Raw genomic sequence first — 12,295 nt, 5'->3', positions numbered from 1 at the left:
TATACATACTTTTTGGTGTCACATAAGGAAATGAATTAAATGAATCCTAACAACCAATAACTTTTTTTACTGCTCTAATTGCAGTAACTGTAATCGTGACTATATTTATTGCCAAGAAAGCGATTCGAAAATTTAGCTTTGTTAAAGCCATAGCAGTAAACCGCAGAAAGATTATATTTTATCTTAGTTATTTAATTGCGAGCTTCTTCTATACTCGCTATTATTTGGGTTGTAGACTTTAAGCAAATATTTATTTTATGGTCATCAATACTCCCTGTTTTGGGTGTTGGCTTCTTTGCGCAATAATCTATACTTTCAAACTTAACAGCAAGTGCCATTCTTTTTTTTAACCACGTTATTCGTATTGGAGACAGTGTTACCATTATTGATGTAGATTATTATTATACTAGGGTTATAACAGATATCACAGGTTTCTTTCTTTTCATCAAAACTGATAAGGATAAAAAAATAACCTTGCCAACGTATATAATTATGCAAAAAGGAATCGAAATATTAGGCAAACTAGAAGAGGGTATTACAGTTGAAGAAAATTACGATCAAATAATAAAAGGGACAAGGAGTTAGAATGCTTTTTTGAGGTTGTTTTGCTTCCGCGAAAGCTTAATAAAGAAGGGTTTATGCGATACAACAAAAAAGGGCGGTATTGCGTACCTAGTTATTTACTTAAAAGAATATGAAAAGGGTATTCTTTTATTGGTAATCATAGGTTGCTAATTTTGCATTAATATTTTCATTTAGTACACGTTTTTTTTGAAATAAGTCGCTAACTATCAATTTCTTATATATATATATATATATATATATATATATATTCTTTTTCTAAGTACCGAAATGTCTTTTAGTAACCGCTACCGCTTCTTATTAAAGTAATCTTGGTATAAAATTTTTTGAAGGTACTTTATCGGTTATCTTTAGAAGTCTTAACGGTTTTATCCTCAAAAAGGTTTCATGGAGTTTTTACATAGATTTTTTTTAGTTATTGTTAATACAGGTACAAAAGTCCTATGTGAGTCTAAAAAACTTTCTGATGCGGATTTAGTAGCGCAAATAGTAGCGACCAATAACACCCTTCTTTTTAGCACGCTATACGACCGTTATGGTAAAAAAGTGTATAATAAATGCTATAGTTTTTCCCGTGATGAAGAGGAGGCAAAAGACTTGACCCAAGATGTTTTTTTGATCTTGTTTACTAAACTCAATACTTTTAAGTCTGCATCAAAATTTTCTACTTGGCTATATGCTTTCACCTATAATTACTGTGTTAATTATGTAAAAAGGGATAAAGTCCGAAAAATGTACGATGCTTCAGATTCTATGGCGGACCACGATTACTACTTATCAGAAATGCAAGACATCCCCGATGAAGATTTATTTGAAATGAGGATAAAAAAATTGGAAATTGCTCTCGAAAATATTAATCCAGATGACAAAGCTATATTGCTTTTAAAATATCAAGATGATATTTCTGTCAAAGAGCTACAAACCGTTTTAAAAGTAGGAGAAAGTGCCGTAAAAATGCGCTTAAAAAGAGCTAGAATTAGAGTTCTAGAAGAACATAATAAATTGATATAGTTTGAAGAAGAATCCTTTTAAAGAAATATCGACTGATAAAGAATTGCCGTCTGAGGTTAAGAAAAGTGTTATGGGCAAAATAACATCGATTGGTCTTTTATCTGAACTCGCAGACTTGTTTATAGTGAAATTTGCATCTGTTTTTAAGGGTGTTTTTACAGAGAAGAAAAAACGACAGTAGGGATGGGATTCCCTTTTAAATAAATTTTCTCCTAAATAGGGATGATGTCATTTTTAAAGTGACTTAGGTGTACATTAGGTGTCTTAATGTTAATTGACATCAATAAAAACGATAGCTAACAATGCCGAAAAGTTGCCAATATTAGATTAACAGACGTTGGTGCATTTTATTATAACTTCAAAAAGCACATTGTTTTTGAAGTCTTACTAAGAAGGTGTGAAGACGTTATTTATAATAAAATTCAAGGATTTATAAATATAGAACAAGAAGCAATTGAAATAACTAATTTTTTTTTGGTCTTGTTTTCAGAAGTTCATCTATTCAAAGGATCTTATGATTTTTCTATTTGCTTATATGAAAGGGCGTTTCGATTGTGTGTAAATTAGTTGAATACAATTTATAAAAACAAGAAGAAATTTGAATTGATAGAGGAACAGAATGAGTATCTGCGTGTTGACTTTAGTAATGCTCTTCAGTTCAGAATGAAATCTAAAAAATTAAAAAAGGCACTGTCTTTAATTGAACAAGAAGACAAAGCTATTTTGATGTTAAGATATCAAGATGATGTTTCTATGGCAAACTTGTCTTTATTGCTAAGATCGGATGATCATTCTATAAAAGTTGTAGTAAGAAAAGCAAAGTCTAGAATCGCTGAGGTACACAATAAATTATGATGTATGGAAAAAGAAAATCCTTTTAAGAAGGTTGGACACCCCCCAAAAGAAGTTCCTGAAGCGCTTAAACAGAAAGTGATGAAAGAAGTGGCGTCAGTCAAATTACTGATGGATTTTGCAGTGCTTTTTACAAGTAATTATAAAAATACACTTGATGGTTTATTCTTGACCAAGCATACTCTAAAAAAAAACAAATAACTAGTTGAAAACGAAACCAAAAAATTATGGATAAAGTTACAGAGTGGTCAGATTTGACCTTGACATAACTAAAAGCTATGGGATAGAAATTAATGAACACGCTGCCTAATATTATTGGAGCCTTCCTTATTCTCCTCGTAGGTTGGCTTTTTATAAAATTTGTGGTTTACTTACTTAAAAAAGTATTAAAATTCATTTGCGTAGATACGCTAACAGAAAAAATAAATGAATTAAAGATTTTTGGAGACTTTAAAATCAAATTCAGTGTCGATAAAGTAATTACAGTCTTTGTGAAATAGATCCTTTTTTTTTATTGCAGCAGATATTATGAATTGGCAATTTATCTTTTTAGAAATAGGAAATCTGTTAAGCTATTTACCGAGATTGTTTAGTGCGATTGCATTGTTTATGGTAGGTATTTACATTGCAAAATTTATTAAGAAATCCATTCAAGATTTTTATAATTCATTTGACTTTGCAGGTTCAAAAATAATAAGCAGTCTGGTGTTTTATATAATAGCCATAATAATTACAATAACCTCTTTAAATCAAGCTGGTATTGATACTACGGTGGTCACTAATAACGTAACTCTTATTCTTGGGGCATTCTTATTAGCTATGCATCGATGGATAGCATTTGGAAGTTTGACGGTAGTATGAACGTTATGCCTGCGGAAGAAGAAATAAAAGCTTCTGTGGAAAAAGTTGGCTAACAAAACATCGTTTTAGACAAAAAAATAGCACTGTGTTTCTTAAGCTAAAAGAAATGAAAATAGGTTTTGGTGCCGGAGGTAAAGGCTATGCAGCCGATAAGGCAAAAACACTTCTTATTTCGAAAGGGGTAACTTCAGAAATACATCAAATTTTAGCAGTTTCGGGATCAAGTGGCTTTATGAGAAAATCTTTAGTGGATTCGTTGGTATTTCTTTTGTTAATCATCTTAGGCTCTTCATTTTTTACTACAAGTACTTAATAGATTGATTCCAATAAAAAAAGCCATTCCAATGAAATAGGAATGGCTTTAGTAACTACCTTTAACTAAGGCTATAATATTCTAATAGATTATTATCTCTTGATCACTTTATATGTAGCTGTTTTAACACCAATCGTCACTTCCATAATGTACGTTCCTGTTCGTAAGTTAGAAACATTTAATTGTCCAGAAATAGCATGGACAGATTGAGCTATTACTTGCTGTCCAATAACGTTATAGATAGCGATGCTATCGATATCTTCTAGAGAACTAAAGTTGATAGTCTCATTTGCAGGATTAGGATAATAATTAAATCCAGCAAAATCAATATCATCAATTCCTAAAGGTTCACAAGTAACGGACATTGTGAAATTTCCACTACTAGCACCAAAACCTTCTACCATAATAAAGTATGTTGAAGTACCATCAGATGTAAATGTAAGTTCAGATTGTAATCCACATGCGTCATCATTTACGGCAATTTCACCACCACCACATGCATCAAATACTCTGATTAATGAGTCGTAGTCTGTTCCGCCATCACATAATGATATCGTAACCTCTTCTAGAAGTCCACCTCCTGTATATGAATACCAAAGGTCTGGAGCAAGGTTTCCTCCTGTGTCAGTCCCTATAGAAGTGTCACCCAAGATTACGTCTCCACAAGCAACTGGAGTTGCTTCTTCACACGTGTCGTTTAATTCTACATCATCAGGGTTACAAGAAATAGTTAAGCTAAAGTTACCAGAAGAGGTTGAAAAACCTTCCACCATAATGATATACGTAGCTGTTCCGTCAGATGTAAATGTAAGTTCAGATTGCGCGCCACAAAAATCATCATTCGCAACAATTTCATTTCCATCGCAGGCATCAAAAACACGTAATAATGAGTCATAGTCTGTACCGCCATCACATAAAGAAAGGGTAATGTCTTGCATTACACCTTCTCCTGTGAAAGAGAAAAATACATCGGGTGAAGGATTGCTACCAGAATCTGTTGCCGTTGTTGTTTCACCTACAACTGTATCACCACAATTAACATCAATAGCTGATACACAGTCATCGTTTGATTCTGGATCATCAGGATTACATGAAACAGCTAAATTAAAGCTACCAGAAAGGGTTAAAAAACCTTCTACCATAATAAAGTATGTTGAAGTACCATCAGAAGTAAATGTAAGTTCAGATGACGTGAAACAAAAATCATCATTTACAGCAATTTCAGTACCGCCACAGGCATCAAAAACACGTAAGTATGTGTCATAGTCTGTACTGTCATCACATAATGATATGGTAACATCTTGTTCAGATCCAGTTCCTGTAAATGAATACCAAAGGTCTGGCGCAGCATTTCCTCCTGAGTCAGTTGCTTGTGAAGTATTACCTATTGCAATATCACCACATCCTAATGCAATTGCATCCGCACATTCGTCATTGTCTGGAACAATAACTTCACAGGATACAGCCATACTAAAAGCACCCGCACCCGCACCAAAACCTTCTATCATAATATAGTAGGTTGAAGCTCCATCAGAAGTAAATGTAACTTCTGATTGTAAGCCACAAGAATCATCATTTGTTGCAATTTGAGAACCGCCACAGGCATTAAATATTCTGATATAAGAATCATAGTCTGTTCCGCCATCACATAATGATATCGTAACCTCTTCTAGAAGTCCACCTCCTGTATATGAATACCAAACATCTGGCGCAGGGTTTGCGCCCGTATCTGTAGCGGAGTTCGTTTCTCCTGTAACAGTATCGCCACAGGCTACCGCAATTGCATCTTCACAAAGATCGTTATCTGGAATAATAAATGCACAGGTAACCGCTAAGCTAAATGCGCCAGAGCTACTACCAAAACCTTCTATCATGATGAGGTATGTAGAAGTACCATCAGATATAAATGTAAGTTCAGATTGTACACCACACGAGTCATCATTTATAGCAATTTCAGTACCGTCACAGGCATCAAATACTCTGATCACTGAATCATAGTCTGTTCCACCATCACACAATGACAACGTAACATTCTCTATAATACCAGTACCGGTAAATGAAAACCAAACATCTGGCGCAGCATTTCCACCCGTATCTGTAGAAGAAGAAGTGTCTCCTAAAATAAGGTCGTCACAGGCAACTATAGTTGCATTTTCACAAAGATCGTTTTCAGCTGGGTTATCTGGATTACATGAAACAGTTAAGCTATATGCACCACTACTAGAACCAAAACCTTCTACCATAATAAGGTATGTTGAAGTACCGTCAGAAGTAAATGTAACTTCAGATTGTAATCCACATGAGTCATCATTTGCGGTAATTTGAGCACCACCGCAGGCATCAAATACTCTGATTAATGAATCATAGTCTGTTCCACCATCACATAATGACAAGGTAATATCTTGTTCAACTCCAGTTCCAGTATATGAATACCAAACATCTGGCGCAGCGTTTCCACCTGTGTCTGTAGCAATAGATGTATCTCCTGAAAAAGTGTCGTTACAAACAACTGGAACTGCGTCTGCACAAAGGTCATTACTAGGTGCACTGCCATCTGGACAGAATACGTGGTTATTAAGTAGTGGACTAAAACCATTAACGCCGTCATAGATACCAACAATCCTAATTGTTTTGATACCAGTAACAGCAAAAGAAACTGGGACTAGTGTACTTACTGGCACAGCCACTGGTCCTAAAGTACCTAAAGAGGCACCACTATCATTTAACGCTTCAATGGTAACAGAATCTGGAAAACCATCAAAAGCACTTAATTCAAAATCAACTGCATCCACTGTTAGATCATATTGCAGTGTCAATGTACCATCGGTACCGTTTGCAATAATTGTCTGGTTGGCTTGACCAAAATAATCAACGCCATTCCACTGCAATTCACCAGCCATTGATATATAAACACAGCCATCTGCTACAAGACCTGGTCCTTGACCATTTACGACGGTGGTCTCATTAAGCACTGTAATACCAGGCAAGGGACTTGCACTACCTGATGGAAGGGTATAACCGTTAAAATCTTCTGTGATACAATTGCCAAGAATCCTTACTCCTTGAACCCTACCCTCCAAACGGACACCGTCAGTTATGGTATGACTTTCAACAGAACGGTCTGTGACGGTTGGGAAGGTTTCTGAAAAATTATTTTGGTTTGCGCCTTGTTTCTGGGTAGCAACATCCATTTTATTATCTGCAAGAGCAGGATAAGGTGATTGGCAAAAACCACTGGAACTAACCAATAGTATCAATAAAAGTAAGAGTTTTTTCATGTTTTAAATTTTAGTGAAAATTAGGAAAAGGGTTGAAAATTATAAATTTATATAATTAAACAACAAAACAAATATTCGAAACTAATTTGGTTTTACAACATAAAATTTGTTTTTTATATAAAACAAATAACATTCAAGATTTTATTTTTTATGATTGGTTTAAAGGTTATTGGTATTTGTTGTCGCCAAGGGTATTTAATTAAAACACACGGTTCCAGATATTGCGAATCTACCCACGTTTAGAGAGAGGACATCGTCATTACTAGTGAAATTATCTACCAGATTAAAAACGTTTAAAATTTCAATTTCATCGATAGTTAGATCTGGGCAGGCTCTTAGGGTGGTCATCCTCTTAATGCGGTACCCGAATATCAAATAGCATTGAGTAAAGCGCCTTTATTAAACATAGTGTAAGATTTTCCTGTTTTTGAATTATTGGGATTTCATTAGTTTTGTAGCCGCGAGAGGGATAAAAGCTAATCTACCTGCTTTAGAAGAACCAAAGTTTAACCGCCATAATGGCAACCATAACAACGAGAAAGGTTTTGATAAAACCATCTCCTTTGTTAACCGAGACTCTGCTGGCAATCCATGCCCCTGAACCATTCCCAATAGCAAGTACAAGACCAACAGCCCAATTTACTTTGTCATTCAATACAAAAACGACCAAGGCTGAAATCATATAAATAAATACAACGGCGACTTTAGTAGCATTTGCTCTCACTAAGGACATATGATTAAAAAAGTGCAGAAAAAGTATGATAATAAAGCCTATTCCTGCATTAATGAATCCGCCATAAATTCCGAAGAAGAAAAAAGCAAGCATTCCCAACCATAAATATTTGCCTGTAAGGCGTTCTTGTATATCCTTTAGGTTCGTTTTGGGCTTAAAAATGATTATTATAATAACTAAAATCATAATAATAGCCAGGATCTTGTTAAACACTGCGCCGTCTATATCTACCGCTATATTAGCTCCAATAATAGCACCAATTAAAGCCGAAACTCCCAAATAAGCGTTAAATGGAAAAGTAGACACTCCTTTGCTTTTGAATCCCGCAGTGGCTAATGCGGTCTGAATGATAATCGCAACGCGGTTTGTGCCATTAGCCACACTAGGAGGTAAGCCTAAAAAAATAAGGACGGGTAGCGATAGTAAGGAACCTCCACCAGCAACGGTATTGATAAAGCCCACGGCGAAACCAACGACAATTAAAAGGACATAATGATACCATTCTTCCATCTGGCAAAGTTAAGTTCAATATGCTAAATCGACTAAAAAAATAGCAGGAACATTTCTATTTGAATCTTAGGGGAGGATTTCAGTGCGTGCTTTTTATTATTCGTTACGCGCAATTTAATCCTACTTACTATGTGCACTATTTTATAAAAGAAAATCAAAAGAGCTCTAAAAAAGTAGCGTTATTTTTTTATGCTTCCGAAGATATTAAAAACATTTTTTTATTTTTTAGTGCTACTTTTCATAGTAAGGCGATAACTCATTTAAGATATCTAATCTTGAAGAGCTTATACTCTTATAATAGCAAATAATGTAATACTGCTCTTGCTCGTATTAAGTCATAATCACAAAATACAATTCAAGGTGTACTTTTATTTTAATAGCGGCTATTTTTACTCAAGTGAGTTATTTTTACTCACTTTAGGTATCTTTGTTTGAAATTGCAATAATCTTCGCTATAGCGGCCTGTCTGAAGATTCTAAAATTAGATATAAGCATTGCATAATACCATATAAACTCGCTTTTTTTTTAATCAAAAGCACTAATTTATTTCTATGTCAAAAAAACTTACCATTACAAACCGTATCAATATAACGCTAGGTCTTATAGCTGTTTTTTTACTTGTATTAGGAACAAATCGTATTGATAAGCGTCATTTTGAAACTGTTCAAAATGCACTTACCACCGTTTATTATGATAGGGTTCTTGCCCAAGACTATATTTATAAAATGAATTCCCTAATTCATAAAAAAAGAGTGCAATTTGCTAAAGCAGCAGATTCTTCTGATATTTCAAATGTAAATAAGGAATTAGAAACCCTGATATCACTTTTTGCAACAACGGAGTTAACTTCGAGAGAAAATCAAATCCTTATAAGTTTGAAGGATAATTTCGATGCCTCAAAATCAAAAGAGGCCGCTTTTTTTGTTGCAGATGAAGATGAAATTAAAAGTAAAGTATTAGCTGCTGTAAATTATAGTCTTGACGCCTTAACTACTGATTTGGATAACCTAGCGCTTATTCAAGTGTCAGAAACTAAATTAATAACAAGTAATGCTCAAAAATCGCTAGATACTAATAAGTTGATGTCTAATATGGAAATCTGGTTTTTACTTATAATTGGGATATCTGTGCAATTCATTATTTTTTATAGGACAAAAAAGACTACAAAAGAAATTAGTAGTAATTCCAATAACGAAGGATGAAAATACAAACTCAATTTGTTCAAATGGCACATAATTTATATATGTAGGGATTTCTAGGGGAAAACTAGAAAAATTAGAGTATAAATATGACTGGGTTATAGGAACAGAGGTCGTTTTTTTTTTTCTTGAATGACCCTAAAGGAAAAGGAAGTGTTTTTACTATGATTGTTGGTTTCGACATTGCCCAACTTCGTGGGCAAACTTCAGCCCTAGAATTCGTTTTCCAGAAGCTGTTCAAAAAACATGTATGATTGTGGTGTCTTGGGCGATGATGCTTGTGCCTTATACTGTTTTTGGACTGATGGCAGCTTTGCTACCCAGAGCAAGTATTGAAATATTCTTTGGTCTGGGGTATTATATGTTTGTTGTGATGCTAGGACTACTCATATTATTCCTATTCTATTTATTATTAGCTTTACGAGTGACTAAGAAAAATCATTTTAAATTTTTAAAGGCGATAAGAGAACCCCACTACTCGTATTTTCTATTGCCAGTTCTGCAACTGTAATGCCCCTTTCTATGAAAACAGCCGATGAAAAAGTAGGAGTGTCTTCTAATATTAGTGATTTTGTGATTCCAATGGGTGCTACCATTGATATGGATGGAACAGCATTGTTTTAATGTGTCACTACTTTGCTTACGGAGCAAGCTTATGGTATTAGGTTGTCTGTAACGAGTATTCTACTCATTATCTTTACGGTGGTAGCGGCCTCTATAGGGACGCCAGCCATTCCTGGTGCTGCTGTTATTCTTACTTTGGTTTTACAAGGTGCAGGTATTCCCATTGACGGTCTCAATATCATTATTGGAACAGACCGTGTTCTAGGAATGTTTAGAATCGAAATTAATGTAACAGGAGATTTGACAGCCTGTATTATATTTAATAAGTTTTATGAAGGTAAATTAAATATTAAAGAGCTTCTTAAAGATTAACTTCTAGCTCGTTAATTATTATAATACTTTTTAACAAAAGCATCTTGCTGATTATAGGTCATCTTATCTGTAGATTCAATATCTATTTTAATATCCTTAAAATTCAAATCGGTATTCAAATAATTATGTAGTTCTGTTTTAGCATTCGTTGGACCAAATAAGAGTACTGTATCATATTTTAAAATAGCATCGGCGATTTCTTTATAATAAGGCTTATGCATTTGCCGCTCTTTGCAATGTACTAGGCTTTTACTTCTATTAAGTGCTGCTTCTTTTTTATTGTAGGTATATTTAGATACAATAGAATGGCTGTGTTTCTGGGTATTTAGATCAATTAAATTTGCAATGGAGTGATCCATCCAGATACCTGCCTTTTTTTTTGTTTTCATATGCTTTCTGTTAAAATTGATTTTATTTATATTTCCATTGTTGTTTTGGGTCGGTTAAATCTAGGGCTCTTTAAATGACGCTATGCTAGTTTCAAAACAGTTATTTGGTCATATAATAAAACACGTCGCTTTTGTTTTGAAACTTCGCAACGTACAATAGGTGCTATAATAGTTTTCATTATTCTTCTCGACACTATTTTCTACTTTGGTTTTCATCTATCGTTTTTTTGTCAATAGCAAATGTTCTGTTTTTTATTTTGATCCCCCCAGTTGAATTCGTTGGGTTTGATTGTGTTACTTTAATTTTAAACTTTCTTCTATCTTTAATTATTCCCATTATGTTATTTTATATTAGAGTATAAGGCATAGAATTCGAACTCTTGGTTAAAGAAGGTTAAGCCTTTGTTAAAAGACCTTTGGAAAACAGAACTTATTCGCTTATTTTGTGAATTAAATCAAGGAAAAATCTATTAAAGCTATTATAAAACCATTTACTTCGAAGCTAAGACTGCTGGCTATGGCTTGAAAGTTGCCTTGAGCAATGATTCGTCCTGAATAAAAGCTGACTAATTATTAATAGGTATGTTACATTAATTTTTTTTGATGCATCAGGAGAAATAAAATTAAAAGTTTCGAAAAAACGTTGCTAAAATAATTCCTAGTGCGCTGGTCTACAGATAATAATTATATCAAATAAAAAGGAATAGTTTCAGAGATAGAGACACAATAAAAAATTATCACTGAGCTCTTATAGTTTCTGTAGAAAATATATTAATTTCACAGTGAAATAGAGCCAATTTTAAACGGTGCTATTTTTCTACAAATCTAAAGTGTAAACATCTTGAAATATATTGAAATCATTGTAAAACTCCGCAAAATTATCCGGTCTATAAATCTCGAAAGTAAAAAAATAGAGAAAGAATTAGGAATTAGTCTTCCTCAACTTTTAGTGCTGAAATATTTATCTGACCAAAATGAATATCGAGCTTTTGCAAAAGACATTAAAGGATATATCAATCTTAATGCTAGTACTGTTTCTGGAATAATTTCTAGGTTAGAAGTCAAAAGTTTAGTCGCTAAGTTGCCTAAACCAGACGACAAGAGAGCGGTATATATTATCTTAACCGCGAAAGGCGCCGATTTACTTCGTAAGTCTCCACCAACGCTTCAAGAGAAGCTATCAAAAAGATTAAAAAAGTTGACTCCAGTACAAATTGAAGAATTAGATAGAAATATAGAATTATTAACTTTAATTTTAAATGTGGAAGATATGGATGCGGCACCATTGCTGACCATAGACGAAATATCAAATAATCCCAAATAATTTATATTGACTAAATACTACATCAACTAGAACACAGTCACACAGTAAGATGTTGTTTCTTGAGAAAATGCCAATCTAGAGCTGTTTATTTCATAAGATTTGTTATAAAAACCTTAAAATAGTTTCTACACAAACTATTTCTTGTATCTTGGCACAAAATACGTGTCAAACAATCGTTTGAGGTATAGTTTCATTAAAATACATATATGAAGAAAGATAAATATTTGAAAAGGCTGCGGCCTGGGATGAAAAGAAAACTTAGATTTCTTTAAAATCGATTTCAGTTGGATATAAAAATCCTGACATA

Annotated in this window: 15 protein-coding genes and 2 pseudogenes; 11 read left to right on the top strand and 6 right to left on the bottom strand. The window is 33.7% G+C overall.

All coding sequences use genetic code 11. The features are described from left to right. Positions 1–191: 191 nt before the first annotated feature. Positions 192–338, bottom strand: coding sequence for a hypothetical protein (locus tag ABXT67_RS01305; RefSeq protein ID WP_415375490.1), 147 nt, complete (start codon positions 336–338; stop codon positions 192–194). Between ABXT67_RS01305 and ABXT67_RS01300 the strand changes: the two genes are divergently transcribed. From ABXT67_RS01300 to ABXT67_RS01265, 8 genes and pseudogenes are all read left to right on the top strand, one after another. Then, entirely contained in the window at positions 310–585 is a 276-nt protein-coding gene (locus tag ABXT67_RS01300) for a mechanosensitive ion channel domain-containing protein (RefSeq protein WP_415376895.1), read from the top strand. The genes ABXT67_RS01305 and ABXT67_RS01300 overlap by 29 nt on opposite strands. Before the next feature lie 384 nt (positions 586–969). Next, positions 970–1,593 (top strand): RNA polymerase sigma factor, encoded by a 624-nt coding sequence (locus ABXT67_RS01295; protein WP_415375489.1) that lies wholly within the window; start codon positions 970–972, stop codon positions 1,591–1,593. Position 1,594: 1 nt separating this feature from the next. Next, positions 1,595–1,774, top strand: a complete 180-nt coding sequence (locus ABXT67_RS01290) for a hypothetical protein (RefSeq protein WP_415375488.1) — start codon at positions 1,595–1,597, stop codon at positions 1,772–1,774. A 386-nt stretch (positions 1,775–2,160) separates the two neighbouring features. After that, on the top strand, positions 2,161–2,448 hold the full coding sequence (locus ABXT67_RS01285; protein WP_415375487.1) for a hypothetical protein: 288 nt from the start codon (positions 2,161–2,163) through the stop codon (positions 2,446–2,448). 3 nt (positions 2,449–2,451) lie between these two features. After that, on the top strand, positions 2,452–2,646 hold the full coding sequence (locus ABXT67_RS01280) for a hypothetical protein (RefSeq protein ID WP_415375486.1): 195 nt from the start codon (positions 2,452–2,454) through the stop codon (positions 2,644–2,646). 92 nt (positions 2,647–2,738) lie between these two features. After that, positions 2,739–2,945, top strand: a complete 207-nt coding sequence (locus ABXT67_RS01275; protein ID WP_415375485.1) for a mechanosensitive ion channel family protein — start codon at positions 2,739–2,741, stop codon at positions 2,943–2,945. Positions 2,946–2,973: 28 nt separating this feature from the next. Continuing rightward, complete coding sequence (locus ABXT67_RS01270; protein WP_415375484.1) at positions 2,974–3,306, top strand: mechanosensitive ion channel family protein; 333 nt, start codon at positions 2,974–2,976, stop codon at positions 3,304–3,306. Next, positions 3,258–3,502 (top strand): annotated as a pseudogene (locus tag ABXT67_RS01265) (FAD:protein FMN transferase); the annotation flags it as partial. The gene ABXT67_RS01270 and the pseudogene ABXT67_RS01265, both read left to right, overlap by 49 nt. Positions 3,503–3,711: 209 nt before the next feature. Here the strand turns inward: ABXT67_RS01265 and ABXT67_RS01260 are convergent. The 3 genes from ABXT67_RS01260 to ABXT67_RS01250 form a co-directional block, all read right to left on the bottom strand. Continuing rightward, positions 3,712–6,897 carry a T9SS type A sorting domain-containing protein gene (locus ABXT67_RS01260; protein ID WP_415375483.1) on the bottom strand — a complete coding sequence of 1,062 codons (3,186 nt, stop codon included), beginning with the start codon at positions 6,895–6,897 and terminating at the stop codon, positions 3,712–3,714. A gap of 195 nt (positions 6,898–7,092) precedes the next feature. Beyond that, entirely contained in the window at positions 7,093–7,245 is a 153-nt protein-coding gene (locus tag ABXT67_RS01255) for a hypothetical protein (RefSeq protein WP_415375482.1), read from the bottom strand. A gap of 142 nt (positions 7,246–7,387) precedes the next feature. Beyond that, the gene (locus ABXT67_RS01250) at positions 7,388–8,140 is read right to left on the bottom strand and encodes a sulfite exporter TauE/SafE family protein (protein WP_415375481.1); all 753 of its coding nucleotides are present in this window, start codon (positions 8,138–8,140) and stop codon (positions 7,388–7,390) included. A 551-nt stretch (positions 8,141–8,691) separates the two neighbouring features. Here ABXT67_RS01250 and ABXT67_RS01245 point away from each other — a divergent pair. Both ABXT67_RS01245 and ABXT67_RS01240 read left to right on the top strand, forming a co-directional pair. Then, on the top strand, positions 8,692–9,342 hold the full coding sequence (locus ABXT67_RS01245; protein WP_415375480.1) for an MCP four helix bundle domain-containing protein: 651 nt from the start codon (positions 8,692–8,694) through the stop codon (positions 9,340–9,342). A gap of 247 nt (positions 9,343–9,589) precedes the next feature. After that, positions 9,590–10,275 (top strand): annotated as a pseudogene (locus tag ABXT67_RS01240) (dicarboxylate/amino acid:cation symporter). 11 nt (positions 10,276–10,286) lie between these two features. On the opposite strand, the gene ABXT67_RS01235 reads toward ABXT67_RS01240, so the two are convergent. Both ABXT67_RS01235 and ABXT67_RS01230 read right to left on the bottom strand, forming a co-directional pair. Next, entirely contained in the window at positions 10,287–10,664 is a 378-nt protein-coding gene (locus ABXT67_RS01235; protein ID WP_415375479.1) for a hypothetical protein, read from the bottom strand. A gap of 193 nt (positions 10,665–10,857) precedes the next feature. Beyond that, positions 10,858–11,001 (bottom strand): hypothetical protein, encoded by a 144-nt coding sequence (locus ABXT67_RS01230; protein WP_415375478.1) that lies wholly within the window; start codon positions 10,999–11,001, stop codon positions 10,858–10,860. Positions 11,002–11,505: 504 nt separating this feature from the next. Here ABXT67_RS01230 and ABXT67_RS01225 point away from each other — a divergent pair. Continuing rightward, positions 11,506–11,988, top strand: coding sequence for a MarR family winged helix-turn-helix transcriptional regulator (locus ABXT67_RS01225; protein WP_415375477.1), 483 nt, complete (start codon positions 11,506–11,508; stop codon positions 11,986–11,988). Positions 11,989–12,295: the final 307 nt, after the last annotated feature.

The organism is Patiriisocius sp. Uisw_017 (assembly GCF_047731265.1).
Taxonomy (GTDB): Bacteria; Bacteroidota; Bacteroidia; order Flavobacteriales; family Flavobacteriaceae; genus Patiriisocius.
This window is presented reverse-complemented; position numbering and strand designations above follow the sequence as displayed.